Source organism: Mycobacteroides sp. H001 (genome assembly GCF_001440005.1).
Classification (GTDB): Bacteria; Actinomycetota; Actinomycetes; order Mycobacteriales; family Mycobacteriaceae; genus Mycobacterium; species Mycobacterium gwanakae.
Genome location: NZ_LJYH01000024.1, coordinates 508597 through 535045, shown reverse-complemented (window position 1 = coordinate 535045; position 26449 = coordinate 508597). Strand labels below are relative to the sequence as shown.

Here is a 26449-nt window from a genome sequence, read left to right as displayed (position 1 = left end):
ACTGTCCGCCTCTGGTTCGCACTGTCACAGTGCCTGCATCCACTGAGGCCAGGCTGAGAATTTCCTCGATGCTAGCCAAGACTTTTCAGGAGGTGGTGGGAGCAGAAGGCGGTTGCTGTCCCGCATCCACCACCGCAAGGGGCGCCGTCGCCGGTTCCGAGGCGTGCTGCTGGCGGCCGCGCCGGACAATCTCAAAGACGTTGATGGGCCACCAGAACCACCGGCCCAGTGCCGCCGCGATGGCGGGCGTCATGAATGCGCGGACGATCAGGGTGTCGACAATCAGGCCGATACCGATGGTCATACCGAGTTGGCCGACCACGCGTAGATCGCTGACGATCATGGACATCATGGTGAACGCGAACACCATGCCTGCGGCGGTGACGACGCGACCGGTGGCGCCCATGCCGCGGATCATGCCGGTGTGCAGCCCGGCGTGGATTTCCTCCTTGAGCCGCGAGACCACCAGCAGGTTGTAGTCCGAACCCACCGCCAACAGGATCACCATCGATAAGGGGATGACGATCCACTGCACACCGAGCCCAAGGATGTCCTGCCACAACAGCACTGACAGGCCACACGCGGTGCCCAGGGACGCGGCCACGGTACCGACGATGACCAGAGCGGCCACCACACTGCGCGTGATCAGCACCATGATCGCGAAGATCAGGATCATCGAGGCGATGATTGCGATGGCCAGATCGACGGCTACACCGTCCTGCATATCGGCGTACATCGATGCGGTGCCGGCCAACGAAACCTTCGCATTGGACAGCGGCGTGCCCTTCACCGCATCGGCGACAACACCTTTGATGTCACGGACGTGTTCAATGCCTTCGACCGATGCCGGGTCGCCCTGGTGGGTGATGATGAAGCGAACCGCCTTGCCGTCCGGGGAGACGAACATTTTGAGGCCGCGTTTGAAGTCCGGGTTGGTGAACACGTCCGGCGGTAGATAGAAGAAGTCGTCGTTCTTGGCTTGGTCGAAGTACAGGCCAATTTCCGTGGCGCCCTTGGCCATCTCCTGCTGCTGGGCCTGGGTGCCCGCCTGGGTGCTGTGCATGGCGAGCATGAAATCGCGCATACGGCTCATCGAATCGATGGTCGTTCTCAGGACCGGCAGCATCTGCGGCATCAGCTGATCCATGCGATCCATATCGGTGACCAGACCACTCATTTGGTCGGCGAGTACGTCAACACTGTCCAAAACATCAAAGATCGATCGCAGCGACTGGCAGACCGGGATGTCAAAGCAATGCTTCTCCCAGTAGAAGTAATTGCGCAGTGGCCGGAAGAAATCATCGAAATTGGCCAGGTTGTCGCGCATCTGCTGGATGGTTGCCACCATCTCGTGCGTCCGGCCCACCATGGAGTGCATGGTGCCCGTGAGCTCCTGCATGAGGCTGTACATCCGCTCCATGCTGGCGAGCGTCTTACTCAACTCGTCGGCCTGCTCCAGCATCTGGGCCGAGCTGTCGTTGTTGAACTTTGCGGTCTGCAACGTGCCGGCGTTCTGCGCGCCCATGAGGAACGGGATCGAGCTGTGTTCAATGGGGGCGCCGAGCGGACGGGTGATCGTCTGCACCCGTTCGATACCGCGCATATGGACGATGCCCTTGGCCACCCTGTCGATGACGAGCATGTCGGCCGGGGTGCGCAGGTCGTGGTCGGCCTCCAGCATCAACAGTTCCGGGTTCATGCGGGCCTGCGAGAAGTGCCGGTCCGCCACGTCCATCGCGCGGTTGGCCGGCATATCGGCGGGCGTGAATTTCTGATCGTTGTACTGCGGCACGTAGGTCATCAGGCTGACGAAGCCGATGATCGCAATCATGCTGGTCATCACGATGATGGGAATGGGCCAGCGCACCACCGAGGTACCGACCTTGCGCCACCCCGTGGTGGAGAGCTTGCCCCTGGGTTCCAGCAGACCGAACTTCGAGGCCACCGTCAGCACGGCGGGCGCCAACGTCAGCGCCGCGAGCACGATCACCAGCACCGAGATCGCGCACGGCAGCGCCATGCTTTGGAAGTACGGGAGCGTGGTCATGGTCAGGCACATGCACGCGCCGACAATCGTCAGACCGGAGCCCAGAATGACGTGTGAGACACCGTGATAGGCGACGTAATACGCGTCTTCGCGGCTGAGACCCTTCGACCGTTCCTCGTGGTACCGGCCGAATAGGAAGATCACGTAGTCGGTACCGGCCGCGAGGGCCAGCATCGTCACCATGCTTACCGCGTACGGGGTCAGACCGATGATGTTCAGGTATCCGGCAGTTGCCGTAACACCTTGTGCCGCAAATAATTCCAGGCCAATGATGACCATGGATATGAGCATCGTGACGAGGGAGCGGTAGATGAACAAGATCATCACGATGATCACGCCCACCGACACCAATTCCATGGTCGCCATGCTTTGGTGACCGGCAACCTGAGTGTCGGCGTTCAGCACGGAGGTGCCGGCGATATGAGCCTTGATGCCCTGCGGCGCGGGCACGGAGCTGACGATCTCGCGCACCGCGGCAACAGATTCATAGCTCGCGCTGGTGCCCTGCGATCCGTTGAGGAAGATCTGCACGTATGCGGCTTTACCGTCCACGCTCTGCGAACCCGCCGCGGTCAGCGGATCGCTCCAGAAGTCCTGGACGTTCTGCACGTGCTTGTGATCGGCCTTGAGCTTGGCGACGATCTCGTCGTAGTACTTGTGCGCGGCATCGCCGAGCTTGTCGTCGCCTTCCAGGACGACCATCGCCGAAGAGTCCGAGTCGTACTGCTGAAACACCTTGCCGATGTTCAGCATCCCCTGGTACGACTCCGAGTTTTGCGGGCTCAGCGGCACCGATCTGGTGGCTGCCACTTCGTTCAGCGAGGGCGTGACTGTGCCCAGGATGATCGCCAGCCCGACCCAGAACAAGATGATCGGCAGCGAGAAGATCCGGATCATGTGGCCTACGAACGGCCGGTGTGGTTTCGCGTGCACGTTGCTCATACGGATTTCACCAAGCAGTAGATGAACGGTTTGACTTTGTCTGTGCTGGTTCGGTCGTCGCGCACGCCACCGTCGACCGTCACGCGACACCCAAGACCGCTGACGTTGCGATCACCTTGCGCGACGATGTTGGCCGACATGGACGGCATGGTTGTCACGATCGTGAATGACCAAGGCAGTGGGGCATTTTCGATGAGATGGGGCTGCCCGTTCTCATCGAGGTAGTTGAGATTCGCGGTGCCGCCCGTCCCCACGATCTCGTAGGTGATGTGCTTGGGGTTGAAGTTGGCGGTGATGCCCGACCCCTCACCCGGCTTGGGCGGGCGCGGAGTCGCCGAGCTGCGGATCTGCGCAATCGCGTATCCACCGATCCCGACGACAACCACCAGCAGCAGCGGAATCCAAAACCGCTTCAACAGTCGGTACACCGCGCATATCCCCTTCTGCCTCTGCCCTGCCCAGGACCGCAGGTTCCTGCCGATGAGACCCAACTACCGAGAGCCGGCGACACCACATTGCGTACCGCCGGTCTATTACGGCAGGACCGTATCACGGTAATAGACCGCCGGTTCACTATGAGGAAGCTGGCCGGACACTAAAATCGGGCCATGACCTTCCGTCGAGCGCGCAGCGAGGAGCAGCGCGAGGTCCGTCGGCAGGCCATCCTGGAAACCGCGTCGTCGATGCTCAGCGACATGCCGGTAAGCCAGATCAGCCTCAATGAGCTGAGCCGACGCACCGGCCTAGCAAAGTCGGCGATGGTGCGCTATTTCGAGTCCCGCGAGGCCGTGCTGCTGGAACTTCTCGACGCCTCACTGCGCTGCTGGGTCACCGAAATTGTGGCGGAGCTCTCTTGCGACACGCGCTCCGGCTCGGCGCAGGAAAGGGTCGATCACCTGGCCGCACTGCTCAGCCGGTCGTTGCGGCAGCACCCTGTGTTGTGCGACCTCATGACCGCCCAACCAGGAGTGTTGGAGTACAACGTCTCGCCCGAGACGCTGCTGTGTTTTCGGCGCTCTGCCCACAACACCATTGCCATGTACACCGACGCGATTCGCGACTTCATCCCCGAGCTTGGTGACGACGCTCGAAGCGTGTCCCTTTCCACCGTGGTGACCAGCGCCGCGCTGTGGATGTACGCCCAGCCGTCGGCCAGCGCGGTCGCCGCCTGCGAGGCCGAGCCTGAATTGGCGGACATCTCGTTGAACTTCGACGATGACCTGGAAACCATGCTCGCCAGGCTCATCACCGGCGCCCTGGTCAAGCGCGGTTCCTGATCGCCTGTCCGCGCCGCATGCCCCAAAGCGGTGATGGCGCGGACTCGGAGACGCTCTCACATGTAAGCTCACACGCCGAGAGGTACTACCGGTTCCGCCGGACAGACCACTCTCCGCCGATGTAGTTCAATGGCAGAACATCAGCTTCCCAAGCTGAATACGCGGGTTCGATTCCCGTCATCGGCTCCACGAATCAATGACAAGCCGTTCGACCTGTTTGGCTCCTGGCCTCGGTATCAGAGCGTTGTGGCATCCGGTCGAAAGTATCTACCAGCGGTTTTCAAAGCGTCATCCTACGAGTGCTATGCAGCCGGTTCGGGGCACGTCCTGGCGCCTCCCGCAAGCAAGTCGCCGACAAGCTCATCGATACGGGCGTTGATGCGCCGCTGACCGGGCTCGGCACCGCGCAACTAGGTGCCGTGAAGCGGTTATCCACAGATCGAACTCACTACACAGGATGGTGCATTCGCACCCATTTCTGTGGGAATCTATTTCCGTGGCGCGCGAACGTTTCGACATGTCCTCATCTGAGATCGTCGCCCATGCTCAACAATTCCCCCGACTGCGCTACATGGGGTCGAAGTACCGCCTGTTGCCTCATCTGGAGCGTGTCTTTGCAGAGATCGGCGGCGAGACCGCCGTTGATGCTTTCTCCGGCTCCGGCGTTGTGTCCTACCTGCTCAAAGTGCAGGGTTTTGAAGTGACGTCGAACGACTTCCTGAACTTTCCTGCTGTCATCGCGGCGGCGACGGTTCAAAACTCTTCGGTCCGGCTCGACTCAGATCTCATCGATCAAATCTGCGGACCACCAGCCGACGACCGTGATTTCATCCAGACCAAGTTCGACGGTCTGTACTTCACACCCGAAGATCGGCGATTCCTCGATTCGGCCTGGTCGCACATCGACAGGTTGAAAGGCCATCGCCGAGACCTCGCAATCGCCGCCCTTGTGCTGTCGGCCGCACGTAAGCAACCCCGTGGTGTGTTCACTTTTACCGATGGCACCAAGTACGCGGACGGACGCCGAGACTTGCAGCTGACGTTGCGCGAACACTTCCGCGAGCGCGCCGCCGACTACAACACAACCGTGTTCAGCAACGGCAAGCGCAGCCGAGCGCGGCGGGGCGAAGTATTCGACATCCCCCATACCGCGCCGGATCTCGTCTATCTCGATCCTCCGTACGCACCGCCGAGCGACGACAACGACTACATCAAGCGCTATCACTTTCTCGAAGGTCTATCCGTGTACTGGCGCGGCGTCAACATCATGGAGAACACCAAGACCAAGAAACTTGAGAAGCGATTCACACCGTTCGCTTACAAACGCACGATCGAAGATGCGCTGCTCCGGTCGTTCGAGCACTTCGAGGAAGCGGGCGCAATCGTGTTGTCCTACTCATCGAACGCAATCCCCGACGCAACTCGTATTCGAGACCTGTTGGGCAAGGTCAAACCACACGTCGAAGTGCTCGCCATCGACCACAAGTACAGCTTCGGAACTCACGTCGCTGCTGCCCGCCGTGACGTGAGCGAGTATTTATTCATCGGAAGGGACTAGTGAGCGATCCGGTTTCGTTCGATGACTACTTAGCCTCATTACGTCGGCTCACCCCGTACGTCGATCCGACAACACCGACACCTGCGTCCGAAGACCTCCACTCTGCGGTGGCTGATCTGGAGTCGCTTGATTTGATATCGGTGGAAAGCCTTACAGATTGGGTAAATCTCCACCCAAGATGGGCCAACGTTCTTGGTCTGGCGGTTGGTCTGTCGCAGGAGCAGCTAAAAAACTCGCTAAAGAGTTCTCTCGGCAGCTCGGGGTGGATCACGCTTGCGCGAAAACGTCCAGCGGATCTAGTGAACTTCTTCGAGGAAGAATTTGAGCTGGTCCGGGCTTTGGAGTCTCAGCGCGGTCGAACTTACGGCTTTGCCGACATCCTGGTAGCGCGCGCAGGTTCTCGGGTTACGGCGGCGCGCAGCCAATCGGCAGGCCGAATGGTCGAAGACCGCATCACTGATATCGCGACAGGCCTTGGCTTGCCCTATGTCGCGCGCAGCAGCTTTGTTGGCCGGGACGGAGACAACAAGCCTGCGGATCTGATTGTCCCCTCAGTCGCAGACGCGCAGATCGTTGTTGCCGCAAAAGGTTTCGATTCAACCGGCAGCAAGCTTACTGACGCATACCGGGAGATTGTCGATGTAGCCAACCACCGGTTTGCACACCAGTACGTATTCGCCATCGTTGACGGCATAGGTTGGCACTCCCGACTAGCGGACCTCCGCAGAATTCACGAACTCTGGGTCAGTAAGAGGATTAACGGGATGTACACCCTGAGCAGCCTCGACCAGTTCCGCGCCGATCTCCATGACGCCGCTCACCGAGCCAAGCTCATCTAGATTTCCTTGACCGTGGCCGCCTGGGTCAACAACATTTCACGCCGGCTGATTGAGGCTCGGCGCCAACGTGTGACGTATTGCAACGTTCTGGCACAACTCCAGTCGCCCATGTGCATCGCCGCCAAGCCGACTATGCGGATTCGATTCCCCTCATCGGCTCCTTCCGATACCGCTGACGCACATGCCACCGCGAGAAGTCTCACGCGGTATCCACGAACCAACCCACCGTCGGGTTCGATCGCGGTGAAACCGGTTAGGCCCCGGCTTCCTCAGGCACGTCGTGGCGCACCACGCGGACCTTGCCGCGCGGAAGACTGGCTACATACCCGTGGTACTTGCCATAGATCTCCCACGCCGTGTCAAAGTCGTGATGCGGCACGTCGATCGCGTGGTCATCGGAGAACTCCATGTGCAAATCGCCCTTGTCGTTCCACCTGGCCTCGGTGCACGTTGCACCCGAGATGCTGAAGAGCGGACGCTCCTCATCCAAGATCGCCTTCGGATCGACGCAAACAATTTCCCGTGGCCACCGCCCCGCAGGGGGAAGCGTGAGCCACATCGGCACGGCGATAACCACCTCGTTGTAGTCACCCAGGCTGATTACCAATCCGTCACGGAACATGATCCGCTGGACCGGCAAGCCCTCAATCCATGCTTCGGACATACCTTCACTCTGAACCCGCCCCTCAGCTAGCACAAGGGGTTGACGGCACAAGTTTTATTGTCGAAACTGGTCGAAACGTAAACGTTATTTGTGCTGCCCGCGAACCTGAGCAGCACACTGTTTTGCTTGGCTTTCTCGCCGTTTCCAGACTCCCGCTAAGACGGTGGCATCACCGTACTTGCCGGACGAATTTCGCTTGGGTGCCCTAGCATTCGCTATGAGCTAGCAGCGTGGCTAGCGCAGGGGGCGAAAGGGACACCCATGACAGCGGAGCTATCGGAACCCATAGATCAGCCGCGGATCACCCCGCGAGCCGCGCCCACCGAGCGCCCGCAACTGCCCCGCAGCGGTGACCTGACCTTTCGTGAACGCGCGATGGTCGAAACCTCCGCGCTCACCGATGTCGCCCTGCGCACCGTCGGCGCCCTGTCTGTGATGGGAGTCGTGGCCCCGAGCCTCATCGTCGACAGGGAATTCGTGGCGCGTGAGCGCGACAACCTGGCCTTTTACGGCGAGCTTGCCGCGATGGGTGATGCGGACCTTTCCTTCCCGGCGCCGGAGACCACACCCGTGGTGTTCTCACGCCCCGCAGGTCCGCTCGCACAGGCCCTGGCCAAGGGCAACGTCGAGAACCTGGACTTCGAAAGCCCTTACGTGGCGCGCAATCCCGCCCTGCGTGACTACTGGCAACGCTTCCCGCACAACAGCATCGCGCGCGCCCAGCACTGGCGCCACGACGACGGTCCACGCCCCACCCTGTGCGTGATTCACGGGTTCTTCGGATCGCCGTATCTACTCAACGGGGTGTTCTTCGCGCTCCCCTGGTTCTTCCGCAATGGTTACGACATCTTGTTGTACACCTTGCCTTTTCACGGACGGCGCGCCGAGAAGTACTCACCGTTCAGCGGAGCCGGATACTTCAGCCACGGGTTCACCGGTTTTTCGGAGTCGATGTGTCAGGCTGTGCATGATTTCCGCATTTTCGTGAACTATCTGCGCGGCACCGGTGTGGAGAGGATTGGGCTGACCGGTTTGTCGCTGGGCGGCTACACCACCGGATTGATCTCCACCGTGGAGCGCCGAATCGATGTCACCATCCCCAATGTTCCCGTGGTCGACGTCAAATCGCTTCTGCACGGCTGGGTTCCGGCCGAACCGACGATCAGGCTGGCTGCCAAGCTGGGCCATCTCGATCAGAACCAGCTGGACGGCGCACTCTCCTATTCGTCGCCCCTCACCTACCAGCCGGTGGTGCCCAAGGAACAGCGCCTCATCATCACCGGCCTCGGTGATCGCCTAGCACCCCCGGAACAGGCCGAGATGCTGTGGGAACACTGGGATCGCTGTGCGCTGCACTGGTTCCCCGGAAATCACATACTGCACGTGAACCAGGGCGACTATCTACGCCGCATGACCGGATTCCTGGATCGGCATCTGAATATCTAACCCTTCACTGCCGATACCAGGCTGATCGAGTTGAACATGTACCACGCGGGCTGGCTCGGCTCGGGCACGGCACGCCCCGAGACGTTCAGGTAGTCCAGCAGCTCGGTGCGCACGGAATCCCAGCCGTGGCAATGGAACCAGGTGGAAGCTTCGCTGCGCTGCTCGTTGTAGATCAGCGAGAAGAAATCCGAATTCGCCTGGTCACCGCTTTCGTTGGCGCCGGCGACCAGCATGTCGAAGACCACATCGGCGTACGTCGTCATCTGCTCGATGCCCACGAAGCTGCCCGGGGCGGCCAGCTGATCAATGGACTCGAAAAGTCGCTCCTGCGCGTCGGCCGGCAGGTAGATCAACAGTCCTTCGACGATCCATGCCGACGGCGCCGACGGATCGAAGCCCTTGTCTTGGAGTGCTTTACCCCAGTCCTCGCGCAGGTCGATGGAGATCTCCTGTCGAGACGCCTTGGACTCGGCGCCATGCTCAGTGAGCACCTCACGCTTGAACTGGTGCACGAGGGGCTGGTCCAATTCGAAGATCGTGGTACCCGGCGCCCAGTCGAGTCGATAGGCGCGCGAGTCGAGTCCGGCAGCCAGGATCACCACCTGCTTGACGCCGGCCTCGATCGCCCTGGCGAAGTAACTATCAAAGTAACGGGTGCGCGCGCCTTGAAAGCTCACGAAGTACTGTCCGAATTCCTCTGAACGCAAAGGGTGTTCGGGTACACCGCCGGCGACCAGATCGGCCCATTCGCCGCCTGCGGCACGGCAGAACACCTCCGCGTACTGATCGACCGCCAGCGGCGCGGGTTTGGTGGCCTCGAGCGCTCGGCTGGCCGCCACGAACAACGCGGTGGAGCCGACGCTGGTGTTGATGTCCCAATTATCACGATCGGTACGCATGGTCGCGACAATACTCCGCGACTGTGACAACTAGGTTGACATGCGTGGGCGCGCGGATGGCGCGCTAGTAGGCGCCGTCGCTACGCGCCACCGCGCGGAATGTGCGCCACAGGATCGACACATCGGACACCATGGACCAGTTTTCGACATACGACAGATCCAGCCGCACTGCCTCATCCCATGGCAGGTCGGAGCGCCCACTAACCTGCCACAGACCGGTCATCCCGGGCTTGACCAGCAGCCTGCGCTTGATGACGTCGGTGTACTCCTCGACCTCGCGCCGCAGCGGTGGCCGGGGGCCCACCAGGCTCATCTCTCCGCGCAGCACATTGATCAGCTGGGGCAGTTCGTCGAGGCTGGTACGGCGCAGGAACCTGCCCACCACGGTGACCCGCGGATCTTCGCGCATCTTGAAAAGCGGTCCGGCGCCGTCATTTTGTGCCAGCAGCGCCGCCACCATCTGGTCTGCGTTCGCCACCATGGACCGGAACTTGATCATGCGGAAGGGCTTGGACCGCACGCCGATGCGTTCGGCTGAGTAGAACACCGGTCCGCGCGATTCCAGCTTCACCGCAAGGGCGCAGGCCAGCAGGATCGGGCTGAATCCGATAAGGAGCAGGAGCGCGCCGACTCGGTCGAAGAGGACCTTGTGCAGCCGGGATGCACCCTCGTACTGCGGCTCGGCGAGATGGATCAGCGGCACCGACCCGGCGGGCCGCACCCGGACCCGCGGCTGATCGACATCGAACACACCCGGCGCTACCAGCAGATTGACGCCGATCTCGCTGAGACGCCAGGCGAGCTCCCGCATCTTCTCCGGGCCGAGCTGTTCGGTGGCCGTCACCGCCACCGTGTCCGCACCGGCCTCCAGCACTGCCGCGACGATGCGGTCCTCCGAACCCAGGATCGGGATGACCCGGTCGATGACCTCAATGTTCTGGCCCGGCGCACCCAGGTATCCGGGGACGCACACACCCACCACGCGGTATCCGAGCGCGGTGTCACGCCCAAAGGCCTCGGCAAGGTTGAGCGCCGCGGCATCCCCGCCGAGCACCACCACCCTGAAGATCTGCTTTCCGCGCGCACGCTGCCGGTTGAGCCAGGTCCGGCTGATCTTCCGGTTGAGCAACAGGAACACGATCCCGACGATGAGCGCCATCCCCAGCGCGAAACGCGAGACGTTGAACTTGAACAGCACGCTGACAATGGCGAAGAGACCGAACATGTGGAATGTCGCGCGCAGCACCCGCTGGTACTCCTCGCCACCGCTGCCCATGAGGTGCAGGTCCCTGCTGCGGTACACACCGAGCAGCAGTGCCCAGTAGCAGAAGAAGCCGATCCGGATCCACAGCTCGACGGGAGTCATCGGGTTGGTCGCGTTACGCAGTTCGACCCAGGTCCAGCCGGCACCCGCGACGATGGCGGTGTCGGAGATCAGCAGCCACCGGCCGTACTGCTCGCCCCACTGCGCTGCGCGATGCCCCGCGGAGGTCTGACCGACTGCCGATGGGGATCGGCGAGGGCGCCGCACGCTGCCGATCCGGCCCCTCAGCCGGGTCGTTGCAGACGAGCCCTCGTTCACCGCGACCACGCGCGTGTCCTCTCAGAACAGCCCCAACAGCAAATGCAAAAGTGCTCGTTTCATGAGGCGGCGGACGCGGAAATCTCGGCGCAACCCGACGATGAGAACCCTCGTGCAAACGACCGGCATTTCGCGCCCCCGGAAAGGGAACATCCGTTACCAGTTTTCGTACCGGGGGAAATCTAACTACTGGGGCACCTTCTGGCAACACCAGAGCCACATGCTTCCGCAATTGTGGCCAGCGTCACTATGGCGATGAGGCAAATATGCGGGACGTATCGATCACCCGCGATCAAGATCCCGAATTTTTGGCTTTGTACTGCTCATATGTCGAATTCGATCACTCGCCGTAAAGTTCGCTGCGTACATTGTTAACTCACCGAGCGTGGCATCTCTTGCGTACACAGCAATGACGGAGCCGACTTCTGTCAATGGCGGCGCAACACATCTGTCACAACCCAGGCCCGCCACGCAGCACTCGTCCGCGCCCACCAGCCCACACGCCGAGCATGTGGACGGTTTTGCCCATAACTAGACATCGAATTCAATAAATTTGGGTAACACTCTTAACCACATGGTCATGAAGGAGATGGGGCACGTGAGGCGCCGCTAACAAGATCTACATGTTAGCTCGGAGATCGATCAGACTAGATCGCGACCGGTGCGCATTCTCCAGTTGAGGTCGATCATCAGGGCGTTGAAAGGAAAACGACGCAACGCATTGGGCAGCAGGCGATTGGCGACGCCAAGGAGCGTGACAACAACGCCGAAGGTTCGCTGGCGCGCCGGGCTCCAGGGCAGCCTCATCTCGTCCCGGAACCGCTGCGGCAAGAATCCCGTCGAGATGAGTCTCGAAAAGGCACCCACTGGCCTACGCATGAACCGTGGAACCGCAATGGACGCCGACACGATCCGGTACAGATAGGGCCGGACGTGATCGTCGATATGAACCTGATCCAGGGACTGCTGCCAGTACGCGTCGAACTCCGCGCACGACTTCGGCCACATCGCCAGCGGCATCTGCAGTGTGGTTCCCATGACGGCGCCTTCTTGCAGGCACCGCTCGGCCATATCGGGCGTCATCGGACCCACGAAAGCCTCGTACACATCGACGAATCCCTTGTAGAGGCAGATCGCTACCCACTTCTGCAGGTCCGGGTCGAAGGCGTTGTACTGCACGGTGTCCCCGGGGGCCGAACGCACCTGCGCATGCGATCGGTTGGTCGCCTTGCGAAACGCCGCCTTCTGCTCGGGGCTGCCCATGGTGGCCACCGCCAGGTAGGTGAACGTGGTGCGCGCCCGCTTGACGGGGTGCAGATCGGCGCGTCCGCTCTCAACCTTGCTATCGACAACGCCGTATCCCACACCGGGGCGCGCCAACTGCATCACGATGTTGGCCGGGCCCGCCAGCAGGGCCAGCCCCATCATGTTGTCGACCATGGTGGGCTGACGCCGCCACGACCATCCCGGCGACAGACGCGCAGCCGGTGGCACCGGCTCGCCGCGACGACTCCGGGTACCCGGACCTCCGTCACCGACGAACGATTCATCCATTTCAGACACCCGCTCGATTGTCACCGTTGACCCCTTAATCTGCGAACGATTGTTCTCAAATATCTTTCAACGGGGTGCCACCTGTCAAGATGTAGTGGTGACGTCATCCCGGGTCTATGGAGGTGTACAGGCCCCTGACCGCCAAGCCGAGCGCCGGAACCGGCTCCTGGAGGCAGGCCTTGACCTGCTGACCTCCGGTCCCGCGCCGAACGTGACGGTCCGCGGCGTATGCAAGCAGGCCGGCGTGGTCGCCCGGTACTTCTATGAAAACTTCACCGACCTGGACGAGCTGACGACACAGGTGTACGACGGCGTGATCGGCGAGGTCGCCACCTCAACCCAGAAGGCGGTGGACGCCGCACCGCTGCGCGAGAAGACCGCGGCGGGCATCGCCAACATCGTGCACGTCATCGCCGCCGACCCCCGGATCGGCCATCTGCTCTTCGGCAGCAATCCGGCCAATTCGGTGATCGCCCAACGCCGTAGCGCGGCAGAGCAGCTCTTCGCGGCGCTTTCCGGCCAGCACCTGAACAAGACGTATCAGCTACCGAACGATGAATCAATGCGCGCGGCAGCCTATTTCGCGGTCGGTGGCGTCGGCCAGACGCTCGCGGCCTGGGTGTCCGGGCAGCTGACGCTGAGTTCGGACGAGCTCATCGTCATCTTGACCCGGCTCCTCGACCCCGTCAGGCGGTAGCGACCTCCCGCGGGGTGCGCTCAGCGGCCGTCTTCGGTGCAACAGTCACATCCGCTGCAGTGAATTCCTTGGTCCAGCAAGCAAATTCCAGGGTGATTCCGTCGGGATCGAGGAAGTAGAACGACCGCACGTACACGCCCGGATGCAGCTCCTTCGATACCTGGAACTCACTCTCGTCATGGTTGAGAATCGGCCCCACCCGCACGCCCTTGGCCTTGAGCTTGACGCGGTATTCGTCGAACTTCTCGGCGGGGACGTGCAACGAGATGTGGTTCATGGAGCTCACAGCACTCACGATGTCGCCGATTCCCGGTATGGCGGGCGGGGCCGAAATGCCCGGGACGCCGTCCGGCGCGTCCTTGAACCAGAAGAATGCCAGGCTGTCGCCGCCCCCGGCGTCGAAGAAGAAGTGCTGCCCCTGCCCCATGGGCAGATCGAGCGACTTGATGAGCGGCATGCCCAGCACGTTGGTGTAGAAGTCCACGGTGCGCGCCATGTCCGAACACACAAGCGCCACATGGTTGAACCCGCCGAACTCGAACTCGGAGTTGGGGTTGTTCGGTTTGATCATCGTCACGGGGAGCCTCCTTGATCCGACCGCATGACTGTCTTGCGCTTTACGCTAACCTGAATCTAACATCAGATTCAGAAACGGGTCAATACCCATTCGGCGAGAGAGGGACGTCGTGGTCCAACCCACCGTGCGAGGCCGTCAAACCCAGGCCGCGATCGATGAGGCCGCCCGAACTGTCATAGCCCGCAAGGGAATACTCGCCACCACCGTTGCCGATATCGCCACCGAGGCGGGGCGGTCCACGGCGTCGTTCTACAACTACTACGACTCCAAAGAGGCGATGGTCGCGCAGTGGGCCATGCGATTTCGCACGGAGGCGCAGGAACGGGTATCTGCGGTCATCGGGCACGGGCGCTCCAACAAGCAGCGCGCGCGAGATATCGCCACCGCGCACTGGCTCACCTGGCGCCACCAGCTCGCCGAGATGATCAGCGTGTCTCAGCTGGCCATGATCAACGCAGAATTCGCCGAGTTCTGGAACCAGATGTGTTCCGAGCCCATCGATTTCCTGACCACCACGATCAAACGCGCACAACGTGACGGATACAGCCCCGGCAATGATCCACACCTCATGGCCAGCGCCATCGTCTCGATGATGAATCAGTTCGCCTACAACCAGCTCAGCCAGGGCAATGCCGCCACTGTCGACGACGATGCCTGCATCGACACCCTGGCCGGAATCTGTTACCGCGCCATCTATTCCAAGGAGGTCTGCTGAATGCCCACCGAAGTGACCATCGAGCGAGAGTTCGTCGGGCTGCCCTCGCCCACCGCGGGACGCAACGGCGCCGGCGGACATCCATGCCAGGGGCTGTACCACCGGGCCGCGGGCACCCGGCCCAAGATCGCCTTCATCGCCACCCACTATCAGATCGACTTCTCGGAGCATTACATCGCCGAGTACCTGGCGCGGCATGGATACGGTTTCCTGGGCTGGAACACTCGATTCCGGGGATTCGAAAGCCACTTCCTGCTCGACCACGCCCTGGTCGACATCGGCGTGGGTGTGCGCTGGCTACAGGAGCAGGCGGGCGTGGAAACCGTTCTGCTGCTGGGCAATTCCGGAGGCGGCTCGCTCATGGCGGCGTATCAGTCGCAAGCGGTGGCTCCCAAGGTGACACCGCTGGAGGGCATGCGCCCAGCGGAGGGACTGGACACCCTGCCGGCCGCATCGGGCTACGTCGCAAGCGCCGCGCACCTGGGCCGCCCCGACGTGCTGACCGACTGGATGGACGCCTCGGTCATCGATGAAAGCGACCCGACCTCCACCGACCCGGCCCTGGACCTGTTCAACGAGGACAACGGACCGGCCTACTCCCCCGCCTTCGTCACCAAGTACCGCGAAGGACAGGTGGCGCGTAACCACCGGATCACCGCATGGGCGCTCGACGAGCTAGCTCGCGTGCGCGCCGACGGGTTCAGCGACCGCGCCTTCACCGTGCACCGGACCTGGGCCGACCCCCGCATGGTCGACCCCACGTTGGAGCCCACCAAGCGTCCGCCGAACCTCTGCTACGCGGGTGTGCCGGTGAAGGCCAACCGCTCTACTTTCGGAATCGGTTGCGCGACCACGCTGAAGAACTGGCTCGGCATGTGGAGCCTGTCGCACGCGCAGACCCGGGCCGAACCACATCTTGCCGATGTCACCGTTCCTGCCCTGGTCATCAACGCCGACGGCGATACCGGGGTCTTCCCATCGGATGCTCAACACATCTACGACGCATTGGGCTCGACCGATAAGTCCCAGGCCTCCGTCGACGCCGACCACTACTTCCAGAACCCCGGAGCCCGCCAGGAGCAGGCCGATACGATTGCAGAGTGGACAAGCAAGCGGTGGGAGTGAAGGTCCTCGCCCACTTTCCGGGCGGCCCACGCGTCCGCGAACAGCTTGCACCACACGCCGATTGGCTTGACGTGCGCTTCTGCGCCGAAGACGATGACGACACCTTCTACGCCGAGCTACCGCACGCCGAGGTGCTGTGGCATGTGCTTCGTCCGCTCTCCGCCGATGACGTCGCGAAGGGCGCACAGCTGCGGCTGATCCACAAGTTCGGTGCGGGAGTGAACACCATCGCGCTGGACGCCGCATCCGCGCAGGGGGTGGCCGTCGCCAACATGCCGGGCGCGAACGCGCCCTCGGTCGCCGAGGGTGCGCTGTTGCTCATGCTCGCCGCACTGCGACAGCTGCCACGACTGGACCGGGACATCCGCGCTGGTCGCGGGTGGCCCACCGATCAGTCCCTGGGCGACACTGTGCGCGATATCGGCTCTTGCACAGTCGGATTGGTGGGATACGGCAACATCGCCAAGACTCTGGAACAGATCCTGCTGGCGATGGGCGCCAGTGTCTTGCACACCAGCACCCGCGACGACGGGTCCGCGAGCTGGCGCAGCCTGGATGCCCTGTTGACCAGCAGCGATATCGTGTCGCTGCATCTCCCGCTGACCGACGCCAGCTCTGGTCTCCTCGACGCCGCGGCCCTGGCCCGGATGAAACCCGGATCAGTCCTGGTGAACACCTCACGCGGCGCAGTCGTCGACGAGACGGCACTGATCGACGCGCTGCGACAAGGCCCCCTCGGGGCTGCAGGACTGGATGTCTTTGCACAGGAACCGATCTCGCCGGACAACCCCTTGCTGACCCTGCCTAATGTGGTGCTCACACCACACGTCACATGGTTCACCGCGGACACCATGACGCGCTATCTGGAGCACGCGATAGACAACTGCCGGCGTATACATGAGGGACTGCCGCTAGCTGACCGCGTGCGCTAGGCTAGCGCCCGGAGATTTACACTAGAGAGTATTCGTAAACGAACCACAATGGCGTGGGAGGACGAATGGGAACAGCTGTACAGCTCGCGGGCAAGGTCGTCGCCATCACCGGCGGAGCACGCGGAATCGGCCGGGCCATCGCCACGGCGTTCGCCGCCGAAGGCGCGAAGGTGGCGATCGGCGATATCGATAAGAAGCTGTGTGAGAACACCGCGGCTGAGATCGGTAACGGCACCATTGGCCTGCCACTCGATGTCACCGACTACGGCAGCTTCGAGGCCTTCTTAGACACCATCGCGGCCACCGTGGGACCCGTCGACGTGATCGTGAACAACGCGGGCATCATGCCGATCACACCCTTCGGGGAAGAGTCGCTGGAATCCATCCAGCGTCAGCTGGATATCAACGTGCGCGGCGTCATGTGGGGCAGCCAGCTCGCCATAGCGCGGATGAAGCCGCGCGGCGGCGGCGTGATCGTCAACATCGCCTCGGCGGCGGGCAAGATGGGCGTGCCCGGGCTCGCCACGTACTGCGCGACGAAATGGGCCGTGGTCGGTCTCTGCGAGTCGCTGACTCTCGAACTCAAGGACGACAACATCTCCGTTGTCTGCGTGATGCCCGGCGTCGTCAACACCGAGCTGGTGGCCGGTCTCGAAGAACACTGGTTACTGGGAATCGTTCAGCCCGAAGATATTGCCGCCGGTGTGCTCAAGGCCGTACGAAAAGGCAAGTTCCCCGTCATGGTGCCCAAGAAACTCGGCCCGCTGCTGCGGACAACGGCCATGCTGCCCCGGGCGCTGTACGGTCCCGCGGCGCGATCGCTGGGTATGGACCACTTCATGCTCGACGCCCATGGCACCTCGGCGCGTGCCGCATACGAGAACCGTGCCAGCCACAGCGAGCCCAGCGCCGACTAGTTAGGAAACAGCCAATGCCTATCGCCATCAACAGTGAGCATGTAGCACTTGCGGATTCGGCGCATGCGTTCGTCGAACGCGTGGTGCCCTCCGAGCTACTCCACGAGACCCTCGAAACACCTCTGCCGTGGCCTCCCCCGTTCTGGAAGGCCGCTGCCGATCAGGGTCTTACCTCCGTACACCTCGCCGAATCCGTTGGCGGCCAAGGATTCGGCGCACTGGAGCTGGCGATTGTGGTGGCCGAGTTCGGGCGGGGCGCCGTGCCCGGACCATTCGTCCCGTCGGTGATCGCGAGCGCGCTGATCAGCGGCCACGATCCCGACCACCCGCTACTGGGCGACCTGGCCTCCGGTGCGTCCATCGCCACCTTCGCCTCCACATCGTCGTTCAACGGTACGGCCTCCGGCGACGGCCTCACCGTCGATGGGCAGGCTCGTTCGGTACTGACGGCGGCCTCAGCGGCCTATGTGGTGGCCCCGGTTTCGGTCGGCGCCGATCGGGTGTGGGTGGTCCTGAGCGCCGATGACGTCACCCTCGCACCGCAGCAGAGCGTGGACCGGCTGCGACCGGTCGCCCATGTGACGGCCGCCGCCGTCCAGGTACCGGCCGATCGCGTGCTGACCAACCTGACCGACGCCCGGGCCACCAGCATCATCTCCACGATCCTGTCGGCCGAGGCCGTCGGGGTGGCCCGCTGGGCCACCGACATCGCCTCCGAATACGCCAAAGTGCGTGAGCAATTCGGCCGCCCCATCGGGCAGTTCCAGGGCATCAAACACAAGTGCGCCACCATGGCCGCCGTCACCGAACGCGCGACGGCTGCGGTGTGGGACGCCGCACGCGCCCTTGACGATGAGGACGAGACCGCCGGCATCGTGGAGTTCGCGGCCGCCGCGGCGGCGACACTGGCACCGGCGGCTGCCCAGCAGTGCGCGCAGGACTGCATTCAGGTCCACGGCGGTATCGGCTACACCTGGGAGCACGATGCGCACATCTACTACCGCAGGGCGCTGGGTCTCATTGCCGCCCTGGGGCGTTCCGGCAGTGCGCCGACGACCGTGGTGCGCACCGCCGTCGAGCACGGCCTGCGCAAGGTAGATATCGACCTGGCACCGGAAACCGAGGCGCTGCGCCAGGAGATTCGTTCCGAAGTCGCCGCCCTCAAGGAGATCCCGTCCGGGAAGCGCAACACCGCCATCGCCGAAGGCGGGTGGGTACTGCCCTACCTGCCGACGCCATGGGGGCGCGCCGCGTCACCCATCGAACAGGTGATCATCTCCCAGGAATTCCTCACCGGAAGGGTGCGCCGGCCCCAGCTCGGCATCGCGACCTGGCTGGTGCCGTCCATCGTCGCGTACGGCACCGAGGAGCAGAAGCAGCGCTTCCTGCCTCCCACATTCCGGGGCGAAATGATGTGGTGCCAGCTGTTCTCCGAGCCCGGCGCCGGGTCCGATCTCGCCGGTCTGTCCACCAAGGCAGTCAAGGTGGACGGCGGCTGGCGCCTCACCGGCCAGAAGATCTGGACCTCGGTGGCCCAGTTCGCCGACTGGGGTGCCTGCCTGGCCCGGACCGATCCCAACGCTCCTAAACACAACGGCATCACGTACTTCCTCGTCGATATGAAGAGCGAGGGTGTCACCGTTCGGCCGCTGCGCGAGATGACCGGCGGCGCACTGTTCAACGAGGTGTTCATCGACGATGTGTTCGTACCCGATGAGCTGGTGGTCGGCGAGGTCGACCGCGGCTGGGAAGTCAGCCGCAACACCCTGACCGCGGAACGAGTTTCGATCGGCAGCTCCGACCTGCCGTTCCTTGCCAGCCTCGACGATCTGGTGTCCTTCATCGGCGAGCACGAGCTCAGCGAGGTAGCACGCGACCGGGCCGGCCAGCTCATCGCCGAAGGGCATGGGGTGAAGCTGCTGAATCTGCGCTCCACGCTCCTCACTCTGGCCGGCGGCGACCCGATGCCGTCGGCAGCCGTGTCCAAGCTGCTGGGCATGCGTACCGGACAGGGATACGCCGAGTTCGTGGTGAACCATTTCGGACCGGACGGCGCTATCGGCGATTCCGAGCAGGAACAAGGTCGCTGGGCCGACTATCTTCTAGCTAGCCGTGCCACCACCATCTACGGTGGCACCTCCGAAGTGCAGCTAAACATCATTGCCGAGCGACTGTTAGGACTACCGCGTGACCCGTAATACCGCGACCGAAACCGCGTGGCGTCAGCATGAGGACTTTTTCACCGCCGCTGACGGCACCCGAATCGGGTTCTCCGATACGGGGAACCGCACGGCGCCCGTCACCGTGCTGTTCCTGCACGGCTGGACCCAGAACCGCGAGGCCTGGGACGATGTGGCGGGTCCGCTGCACGAGCGCAATCCTGAGCTGCGCATCGTCGCACTGGATCACCGGGGCCACGGCCAGTCCGATCCGGCACCCCAAGGCTCGGTGAACGTTCCCCAACTGGCCACGGATGCAGCCGATTTCATCAATGCTGAAATCCCGACCGGGCAGATCGTGATCGTGGGTCACTCGATGGGCGGCATGACCATGATGGGCCTCGGTGAATATCACCCGGACCTGGTCGCGCGCCGGATATCAGGCGCGGTCTTCGTCGCCACCTCGGCGGGCAGGCTACTGCACCGACTCCGGGTCGTCCCGCCGGTATTCGAAGTCGTCAAGGCGGTAATCCTGGGTGTGGTGGCGCAGGGCTGGTTCCTCCAGCAGGGCTATCTCATGCGCCCCATCATTTCGACGTTGGTATTCGGGCGTGACCCGCGGCCTTACGACGTCAGCCGAGTGTGGGACCAGATCCGCTCCGGCACCCCGCGCAGCTACAAGGACGCCGCCGAAAGCATGGTGCTGCACGAGGACCTGACCGAAGGTCTGGGCGCCTACCGGGGCAAGCCTGCCGCGGTGTTGGCAGGTGCCCGCGACTTCCTCACTCCGGCAGGTGATTCCCGCATCATTGCCGCGGCCCTACAGACCAAGGAACTGCGCACCTACCCGGGCTCGGGACACATGCTGCCCAACGAGCGCGCCGGCGAAGTTGTCAACGAAATCGTCACGGTGCTCGAGGCGATAGCTCACGAGCAGCCGGCTACCCGCACCGCCACGGAGTCCGCCGGGTAGTCGGCGTCTCGGCAGTGCGCTTGCCGGCTAGCTGTAGCGGCCCTGAAGGCGCGTCAGTGTGCCCTCGATCCCTCGGGCGTTTGCCTTGATGAAGCCAGGCAGCTTGTAGTTCAGCAGGGTCTGTATCGCACCGGCATTACGGAAGTCGAACGTCTCTGTGACACGGGTACTGGTTGGCGATAGGGCATCAAATTCCCACCGCCACTTGTGGCCCAGCGGATGCCGCCATTCGATGACCCTCTCGGGTTCGAGCTCTGTCACGGTGCTGGTGATGCGGTAAGGAAGCCCGAACATCCGCATGCCGGTGGAAAAGCGCGAACCAACCTCGAGATGATCAGGTGTACGGATGTTCTGGCCGACAGTTCCCGACCCGTCCAGTTCGTGGTGGCGTCGCGGATCGGCGACGATACCGAACAACTCCGATGCCGGAGCAGATACTTCGACCGAGCGACGCACCTGCTGGGGCCCCGCCTCTACCACTGATACCGACATACACCCACTCCTTCGTTTACCGGAGAACTAGAGCCGTTCGACTTCGACCGTCACACCCTGGGCTACCCGAAGCCGATTCAGCAGCGGATCTCCCATGGCGGCCGCAGGCGTCAAAACCCCTAGCCTGTCCGGCAATTCGCTGCGATCGAGCGCCAGGGTCAAGCCACTTTCGCCCAGGAGCACGGCGGTCGCCTTATATCCGGGGTCGCCCTCTTGCGCGATGACCGCGCGGTACCGCACACCCTGGGTTGTGGTCGTGTACGTCTCGACACGGTAGTGACCCTTGTTCCGGGTACGCTCACTGGGGCCCGAGCCGGGCTTCGGAAGTAGGCGTTGCGCAACGAATTTCGGCATGGGGACCCGAGTCCCCAGGCCGAAGCCGGCCGTCAGAAATCCGGTGACGGCGGCCGCGGCGATCGGCGCGACCACCGAACTTCCCAGGCTCATCACCTCGCGATAACGTATCCGGGTTCCGTATGCCCAGTCCAACAATGCGTTGCTACGCCGGACAATACGGGTGTTGACCGGCCCCATGAAGAATGCCCCCAGCCATTTACCCGCCAATTCCGGTGCCACGGATTCACCACGGAGCGTTTGAAATTCGCGTTGGCGCCCCACCTCCGGTTCGGCGGGGCGGTCCGGGCTCAGCGAGTAGGGGTCCTGGGAGTTGCGGCGCACCTCCGGATCCTCGGCACTCGCCTCCATCACCTCGACCATGGACGCGGCCGTGCCACCGCTAACACCGCCGCGGAACTTGCTCAGCACATAGGTTGTCTCGAGCAGCTCGCCAGTGCCGTCTTCCTGAGCTTGCCGGTACAGCGCATACACGCTCAGATCCGATGGAATGGAATCGAATCCGCAGCAGTGAACGATCCTGGCGCCGGTGTCGGCGGCCTGCTTGCCGTAGACATCGATGCTCTCTCGCACGAAGTTGACCTCACCGGTCAGGTCCGCATAGTCGGTTCCCGCCTCGGCACACGCGGCCACCAACGGCAGTCCGTATTTCGTGTACGGCCCGACGGTGGTGACAACCACCTGAGTAGAAGCCGCCATGGCCGCCAGCGTGGCCGGTCGCGTGGCATCGGCCTCGATCAACGGCCAGTCGCGCGCCGCCGGTCCACACTCATCACGCACGGCGGCAAGCTTTTCGGTGTTTCGTCCCGCCAGTGCGATCCGTGCGCCAGTGGCCTCGACGCGTCCCGCCAGGTACTGCGCGGTAAGTCTGCCGACGTATCCCGTCGCGCCGTAGAGAACGATGTCGTATTTCCGGGGCATCGGCTATACCTCCAAGTCGCGCAGCTGGCGCTTGAGGATCTTGCCGGAGGGGTTGCGCGGCAAGATATCCAGGAAGACCACGTCACGTGGCACCTTGTATCGAGCCAGGTTGTCGCGCACGTACGCACGGATGCCGTCGGCGTCCACCGTCGACTCCGGGTGGCGGACCACGAACGCCCGCAACCGAGCGCCCCAATCCGGGTCGTCGACTCCCAGCGCGGTGGCCTCAATGACCTCCGGGTGTCCGCTGATGAGATCTTCAACCTCCGCCGGGAACACGTTCTCGCCGCCCGAGACGATCATCTCGTCATCGCGCCCGGAGACGTAGAGCAGCCCATGCTCGTCGAAGTAGCCGACGTCACCACTGGACATCAGTCCGTCGATGATCTGCTTGTGCCCGCCCCCGGTGTAGCCGTCGAACGGGATCGCGTTGCTCACGAAGATCCGTCCGACGATGCCCTGCGAGACCGGCTTTCCTTCGTCGTCAAGGATTTTCACGGTGGCGCCCTTGACAACAGGGCCCACTGTGGACGGATTGATGGCTAGATCCTGGGGCCGCGCGATAGTGGCGAAGGCCACCTCGGTGGAGCCGTACAGGTTGTAGATCACCGGCCCCAGTGTCTCCAGCGCGCGGGAGGCCAGCTCGCCGCCCAACTGTGATCCCGACACGAAAACGATACGCAGCGAAGATAAGTCGGGCTTGGTCGCTGCCTCGTCGATGGCGTTCAAGATGCGGTTGAGCATCACCGGAACGATCACGACGGCGGTCACCTGGTACTTCTCGATATCGGAGAGCACGTTCTCCGGCTTGAACTTGCGATGCAGGATCAGAGTGCAGCCCAGGGTGAGCGCCAGGCTCTGATGCAGGTATCCCAGGGCGTGGAACATCGGGGCGGGCACCGATGTCACCTCGCCGGAGCGGAACGGCACATGCGAGAACATGCCGCCGACCGGCGCCAGGGTCAACGCCAGCTTGCGCGGCGCTCCCTTCGGCGTGCCGGTGGTGCCACTGGTCAGGATCACCAGCGAGGAGTACTTCGAGGGGCGCGGCGCGGCAGAGGTGCTGTTGCGTTTGATGACCGAGGCGATGGTCTCGTCGTCAGAGGCGGGTTGATCCGGGTTCTCCGGGTTGGTCGGCAATGCCATGATCCGCCCCAGCTCGGGACTGTAGCCGTCCAGGAACTCGGCGTACTCGGCGTCGTAGATCAGGACACGGGCGCCTTCACGCTCGGCGACCTCCTTGGTCTGCGGCCCGGAGAAATCGGTGTTGAGCAGGATGACGCGAGCGCCGGCGCGGTGTGCGGCGTAGTTCGCGATGATGAACCAGCGGTGGTTGCGCGCCAGGATGGCCACGCCGTCGCCACCCTTGATACCCAGACGGTTCAGGCCGTGTGCCAGGGCGTTCACGGCGTCGTTGAGCTCGGCATAGGTGATCGAGCCCTCGTCGTCGATGATGGCGGTCCGCGCCGGGCTGCGGTGCGCTCCGAAGCCCGGTACCGCGCCGATCTCACCGAACCGGTAGAAGTCGCGGACGATTGCCGCGAGCACGTTGGGCGGATCGAGTTTGAGCATGCCCGCCTCGATGACCTTGCGGAGATAATGCAGCTCAGCGCCACCGCGCTTCGCAAGAGTCTGAAGTTTCGAGAAGAGCGGCCGTTCGGCGATGATCGACATGATCGACAGCCTATGTGACCTCCCTCTCAGCGGCACAGCCAACCGGTCGGTCGGGGGCCCGTCACCAACTACGCCCGGGAAAGTCGGTCTGCAGCCCTACGATGACGCCATGGCAGACGTCGTGCTGCAGGTCGCGGGGCGCGAGGTCACCATCACGCACCCCGACAAGGTGGTCTTTCCCCCGGGTGAGGACACAGCGGGCGTCACCAAGGCGGACCTGGTGCACTACTACCTGGATGTCGCCGAAGGGGCGCTGCGCGGCGTGCGTGACCGGCCGATGATTCTGAAGCGGTTCGTCAAGGGCATCTCACAGGAGGCGGTGTTCCAGAAACGGGTGCCCGAGAAGCGGCCGGACTGGATTGCCTCCGCGGAGCTGCACTACGCGCGCGGAACCTCCGCCCGAGAGGCCGTCGTCACCGATGCGGCGTCGTTGGCGTGGGTGGTCAACCTGGGATGTGTCGACCTCAATCCACACCCAGTGCGTGCAGACGATCTGGATCATCCTGACGAGCTGCGTATTGACCTGGACCCCGTCCCGGGGGTGCCGTGGAGCCAGATCCTCGATGTCGCGTTCGTGGTGCGCGCGGTTCTTGACGACCACGGGCTGACGGCATGGCCGAAGACGTCTGGCTCGCGGGGCTTTCACATCTACGCGCCCATCGCGCCCCGATGGACGTTCCGGGAGCTGCGTCTGGCCGCCGAGACGGTGGCCCGCGAGGTGGAGCGCCGCGCCCCGGAGCTGGCGACCAGCCGGTGGTGGAAGGAGGAACGCCATGGGGTGTTCGTCGACTTCAACCAGAACGCCAAGGACCGCACGGTGGCCTCGGCGTACTCCGTGCGTGCGACCCCCGATGCCCGGGTGTCGACGCCGCTGCGCTGGGACGAGGTCGCGCGTTGCCGCCCTTCGGATTTCACGCTGCACACCGTGCGCGAACGATTCGCCGAGATCGGCGATCCATGGCGGGACATGGACGCCGAAAGGCAAGCCGGCACCGGGGCGTTGGATCAGCTCCTGGTGCTGGCCGCCGAGCTGGGCCCTGCCGAAAAAGCCCCGAAAGGCGCTTCCCGGGACGGTCGGCGTCAGTCGATCATGCCGTTGGTCGAGATTGCGCGAACCAAGACCAAGCCGGAGGCTGAGGCCGCGTTCGGCATGTGGCGGGACAAATATCCAGCAGTAGCTAAATTACTTGAACCGCAAGACATTCTGATTGACGGCATGCGCGGCCCCAGCTCGATTTGGTATCGGGTGCGAGTCAACCTGGTGCACGTCCCCGAGGCCGAGCGGCCCGCGCAGGAGGAACTGATCGCCGACTACTCGCCGTGGGGCTAGCCCTGCTGCGCCGGTTGAGCAGCCAACGAGGCTGCACCCAACACCACGGCCGATAGCGCCACCGTAGTGCCGAGAGTCGAAGTCAGCTTGCTGATTTCACCCCGACGCCCGGCCGCGGCAATCGCCACCGCATCGACAGCGTCAACCACCACATTGAGGCCAAGGAATATCCTGGGCACGGTGAATGCGTCAAGGCGCGCCAGGCCGAGCGCCAGCACCGCGTTGCGGATTCCGAACATCCGCAGTGCGAACACGGCGGGTGTACCCGCGATCTGCATGCGGAAAAGCCGCGCAAACAGGTACGGAGCAAAGAGGCTTCCGGAAGCAACGGTACTGCGCCCCAAGATGAACAGCTTCAAAAGGCTCGGGCGCTTGGTCACTTGTGCAGGCATGGAAGTTCTCCTCGTTGAGTTCAGTCCATAGACGTTGCCCTACAACGATTATGGAAATTGATTCGAAATATACCAATCGGTTTACTATGTGACAGCTCCCATCGTTGCGCCATCCCTCTCCGCTGTGATGGTGGTCACACATGGGCACCCATGTGATACCCGATATTACCGACTGTTCAATTTACGATTTCCCATCTACCGTAAATGCGTTCGGCGCAGCGACCCGCATGCACCGACAGACGCACAAGGAGGTGCGCATTGAGCCGTGCATCCGCTCTCCATCGGCCTCGCCATCGGTTCCAGAGTTGGCTCTACACAACACGCTTGGTGTCATCCGACCTTGAGTTCAACCTCGGAGCGGTGCGGATATCCGTGATCGCTTC

The 26449-nt window shown here is 63.0% G+C and carries 23 protein-coding genes and 1 tRNA gene; 13 read left to right on the top strand and 11 right to left on the bottom strand.

Features of this window, described 5'->3' with window-relative positions; all coding sequences use genetic code 11:
• Positions 1-85: 85 nt before the first annotated feature.
• Positions 86-2989, bottom strand: a complete 2904-nt coding sequence (locus tag AOT83_RS08900; RefSeq protein ID WP_081343765.1) for an RND family transporter — start codon at positions 2987-2989, stop codon at positions 86-88.
• Positions 2986-3417 carry an MmpS family transport accessory protein gene (locus tag AOT83_RS08895; protein WP_030097210.1) on the bottom strand — a complete coding sequence of 144 codons (432 nt, stop codon included), beginning with the start codon at positions 3415-3417 and terminating at the stop codon, positions 2986-2988. The genes AOT83_RS08900 and AOT83_RS08895 overlap by 4 nt, the downstream gene beginning before the upstream one ends.
• Before the next feature lie 180 nt (positions 3418-3597).
• On the opposite strand from AOT83_RS08895, the gene AOT83_RS08890 reads away from it, so the two are divergent.
• From AOT83_RS08890 to AOT83_RS08875, 4 genes are all read left to right on the top strand, one after another.
• Positions 3598-4266, top strand: coding sequence for a TetR family transcriptional regulator (locus AOT83_RS08890; RefSeq protein WP_057965441.1), 669 nt, complete (start codon positions 3598-3600; stop codon positions 4264-4266).
• 115 nt (positions 4267-4381) lie between these two features.
• Positions 4382-4455: transfer RNA gene (locus AOT83_RS08885), tRNA-Gly, on the top strand.
• A gap of 328 nt (positions 4456-4783) precedes the next feature.
• Entirely contained in the window at positions 4784-5824 is a 1041-nt protein-coding gene (locus AOT83_RS08880) for a DNA adenine methylase (protein ID WP_232783324.1), read from the top strand.
• Positions 5824-6663: a hypothetical protein gene (locus tag AOT83_RS08875; RefSeq protein WP_030097213.1), complete on the top strand. Its 840-nt coding sequence runs from the start codon at positions 5824-5826 to the stop codon at positions 6661-6663. The genes AOT83_RS08880 and AOT83_RS08875 overlap by 1 nt, the downstream gene beginning before the upstream one ends.
• 253 nt (positions 6664-6916) lie before the next feature.
• Here the strand turns inward: AOT83_RS08875 and AOT83_RS08870 are convergent, their stop codons facing one another.
• On the bottom strand, positions 6917-7327 hold the full coding sequence (locus AOT83_RS08870) for a DUF6188 family protein (RefSeq protein ID WP_030097214.1): 411 nt from the start codon (positions 7325-7327) through the stop codon (positions 6917-6919).
• Between the two features lie 261 nt (positions 7328-7588).
• Between AOT83_RS08870 and AOT83_RS08865 the strand changes: the two genes are divergently transcribed.
• Positions 7589-8773 carry a prolyl oligopeptidase family serine peptidase gene (locus AOT83_RS08865; RefSeq protein WP_057965442.1) on the top strand — a complete coding sequence of 395 codons (1185 nt, stop codon included), beginning with the start codon at positions 7589-7591 and terminating at the stop codon, positions 8771-8773.
• Here the strand turns inward: AOT83_RS08865 and AOT83_RS08860 are convergent.
• The 3 genes from AOT83_RS08860 to AOT83_RS08850 all read right to left on the bottom strand — a co-directional run bounded on the left by AOT83_RS08860 (position 8770) and on the right by AOT83_RS08850 (position 12808).
• Positions 8770-9672, bottom strand: a complete 903-nt coding sequence (locus AOT83_RS08860; protein WP_057965443.1) for a class I SAM-dependent methyltransferase — start codon at positions 9670-9672, stop codon at positions 8770-8772. The two genes, AOT83_RS08865 and AOT83_RS08860, sit on opposite strands and share 4 nt — an antisense overlap.
• Before the next feature lie 64 nt (positions 9673-9736).
• Positions 9737-11263, bottom strand: a complete 1527-nt coding sequence (locus AOT83_RS08855; RefSeq protein ID WP_165612068.1) for a sugar transferase — start codon at positions 11261-11263, stop codon at positions 9737-9739.
• Between the two features lie 633 nt (positions 11264-11896).
• A complete protein-coding gene (locus AOT83_RS08850) occupies positions 11897-12808 on the bottom strand; it encodes an oxygenase MpaB family protein (protein ID WP_030097218.1) in 912 nt (303 codons plus the stop codon).
• Positions 12809-12902: 94 nt separating this feature from the next.
• On the opposite strand from AOT83_RS08850, the gene AOT83_RS08845 reads away from it, so the two are divergent.
• The gene (locus tag AOT83_RS08845) at positions 12903-13505 is read left to right on the top strand and encodes a TetR/AcrR family transcriptional regulator (protein WP_057965444.1); all 603 of its coding nucleotides are present in this window, start codon (positions 12903-12905) and stop codon (positions 13503-13505) included.
• Here the strand turns inward: AOT83_RS08845 and AOT83_RS08840 are convergent.
• Positions 13495-14076 carry a VOC family protein gene (locus AOT83_RS08840; protein WP_030097220.1) on the bottom strand — a complete coding sequence of 194 codons (582 nt, stop codon included), beginning with the start codon at positions 14074-14076 and terminating at the stop codon, positions 13495-13497. The two genes, AOT83_RS08845 and AOT83_RS08840, sit on opposite strands and share 11 nt — an antisense overlap.
• A gap of 115 nt (positions 14077-14191) precedes the next feature.
• Between AOT83_RS08840 and AOT83_RS08835 the strand changes: the two genes are divergently transcribed.
• The 6 genes from AOT83_RS08835 (at position 14192) to AOT83_RS08810 (ending at position 20903) form a co-directional block, all read left to right on the top strand.
• Positions 14192-14797 carry a TetR/AcrR family transcriptional regulator gene (locus AOT83_RS08835; protein ID WP_030097221.1) on the top strand — a complete coding sequence of 202 codons (606 nt, stop codon included), beginning with the start codon at positions 14192-14194 and terminating at the stop codon, positions 14795-14797.
• Complete coding sequence (locus AOT83_RS08830; protein ID WP_057965445.1) at positions 14798-15922, top strand: hypothetical protein; 1125 nt, start codon at positions 14798-14800, stop codon at positions 15920-15922.
• Positions 15898-16854, top strand: coding sequence for a 2-hydroxyacid dehydrogenase (locus AOT83_RS08825; RefSeq protein ID WP_101312102.1), 957 nt, complete (start codon positions 15898-15900; stop codon positions 16852-16854). The genes AOT83_RS08830 and AOT83_RS08825 overlap by 25 nt, the downstream gene beginning before the upstream one ends.
• A gap of 65 nt (positions 16855-16919) precedes the next feature.
• The gene (locus AOT83_RS08820; RefSeq protein ID WP_046255035.1) at positions 16920-17771 is read left to right on the top strand and encodes an SDR family oxidoreductase; all 852 of its coding nucleotides are present in this window, start codon (positions 16920-16922) and stop codon (positions 17769-17771) included.
• A 14-nt stretch (positions 17772-17785) separates the two neighbouring features.
• Entirely contained in the window at positions 17786-19969 is a 2184-nt protein-coding gene (locus AOT83_RS08815; protein ID WP_030097225.1) for an acyl-CoA dehydrogenase, read from the top strand.
• On the top strand, positions 19959-20903 hold the full coding sequence (locus AOT83_RS08810) for an alpha/beta hydrolase (protein ID WP_030097226.1): 945 nt from the start codon (positions 19959-19961) through the stop codon (positions 20901-20903). The genes AOT83_RS08815 and AOT83_RS08810 overlap by 11 nt, the downstream gene beginning before the upstream one ends.
• Before the next feature lie 27 nt (positions 20904-20930).
• Here AOT83_RS08810 and AOT83_RS08805 read toward each other — a convergent pair whose 3' ends face one another.
• Genes AOT83_RS08805 through fadD2 form a run of 3 tightly spaced genes read right to left on the bottom strand, consistent with a single transcriptional unit; the run spans position 20931 to position 24344 of the window.
• Positions 20931-21395, bottom strand: coding sequence for an SRPBCC family protein (locus AOT83_RS08805; RefSeq protein WP_057965446.1), 465 nt, complete (start codon positions 21393-21395; stop codon positions 20931-20933).
• 27 nt (positions 21396-21422) lie between these two features.
• Positions 21423-22670 carry a saccharopine dehydrogenase NADP-binding domain-containing protein gene (locus AOT83_RS08800; RefSeq protein WP_030097228.1) on the bottom strand — a complete coding sequence of 416 codons (1248 nt, stop codon included), beginning with the start codon at positions 22668-22670 and terminating at the stop codon, positions 21423-21425.
• 3 nt (positions 22671-22673) lie between these two features.
• Complete coding sequence (gene fadD2 / locus AOT83_RS08795) at positions 22674-24344, bottom strand: long-chain-fatty-acid--CoA ligase FadD2 (protein ID WP_057965447.1); 1671 nt, start codon at positions 24342-24344, stop codon at positions 22674-22676.
• Positions 24345-24465: 121 nt separating this feature from the next.
• On the opposite strand from fadD2, the gene ligD reads away from it, so the two are divergent.
• Positions 24466-25674 carry a non-homologous end-joining DNA ligase gene (gene ligD, locus AOT83_RS08790; protein WP_057965608.1) on the top strand — a complete coding sequence of 403 codons (1209 nt, stop codon included), beginning with the start codon at positions 24466-24468 and terminating at the stop codon, positions 25672-25674.
• Here ligD and AOT83_RS08785 read toward each other — a convergent pair.
• Entirely contained in the window at positions 25671-26066 is a 396-nt protein-coding gene (locus AOT83_RS08785; protein ID WP_057965448.1) for a hypothetical protein, read from the bottom strand. The genes ligD and AOT83_RS08785 overlap by 4 nt on opposite strands.
• Positions 26067-26449: the final 383 nt, after the last annotated feature.

Coding starts and splice junctions, on each gene's coding strand:
- AOT83_RS08900 (WP_081343765.1), bottom strand. CDS start 2,989: ATGAGCAACGTGCACGCGAAACCACACCGGCCGTTCGTAGGCCACATG.
- AOT83_RS08890 (WP_057965441.1), top strand. CDS start 3,598: ATGACCTTCCGTCGAGCGCGCAGCGAGGAGCAGCGCGAGGTCCGTCGG.
- AOT83_RS08880 (WP_232783324.1), top strand. CDS start 4,784: ATGTCCTCATCTGAGATCGTCGCCCATGCTCAACAATTCCCCCGACTG.
- AOT83_RS08870 (WP_030097214.1), bottom strand. CDS start 7,327: ATGTCCGAAGCATGGATTGAGGGCTTGCCGGTCCAGCGGATCATGTTC.
- AOT83_RS08865 (WP_057965442.1), top strand. CDS start 7,589: ATGACAGCGGAGCTATCGGAACCCATAGATCAGCCGCGGATCACCCCG.
- AOT83_RS08860 (WP_057965443.1), bottom strand. CDS start 9,672: ATGCGTACCGATCGTGATAATTGGGACATCAACACCAGCGTCGGCTCC.
- AOT83_RS08850 (WP_030097218.1), bottom strand. CDS start 12,808: ATGGATGAATCGTTCGTCGGTGACGGAGGTCCGGGTACCCGGAGTCGT.
- AOT83_RS08840 (WP_030097220.1), bottom strand. CDS start 14,076: ATGATCAAACCGAACAACCCCAACTCCGAGTTCGAGTTCGGCGGGTTC.
- AOT83_RS08830 (WP_057965445.1), top strand. CDS start 14,798: ATGCCCACCGAAGTGACCATCGAGCGAGAGTTCGTCGGGCTGCCCTCG.
- AOT83_RS08820 (WP_046255035.1), top strand. CDS start 16,920: ATGGGAACAGCTGTACAGCTCGCGGGCAAGGTCGTCGCCATCACCGGC.
- AOT83_RS08815 (WP_030097225.1), top strand. CDS start 17,786: ATGCCTATCGCCATCAACAGTGAGCATGTAGCACTTGCGGATTCGGCG.
- AOT83_RS08805 (WP_057965446.1), bottom strand. CDS start 21,395: ATGTCGGTATCAGTGGTAGAGGCGGGGCCCCAGCAGGTGCGTCGCTCG.
- AOT83_RS08800 (WP_030097228.1), bottom strand. CDS start 22,670: ATGCCCCGGAAATACGACATCGTTCTCTACGGCGCGACGGGATACGTC.
- fadD2 (WP_057965447.1), bottom strand. CDS start 24,344: ATGTCGATCATCGCCGAACGGCCGCTCTTCTCGAAACTTCAGACTCTT.
- AOT83_RS08785 (WP_057965448.1), bottom strand. CDS start 26,066: ATGCCTGCACAAGTGACCAAGCGCCCGAGCCTTTTGAAGCTGTTCATC.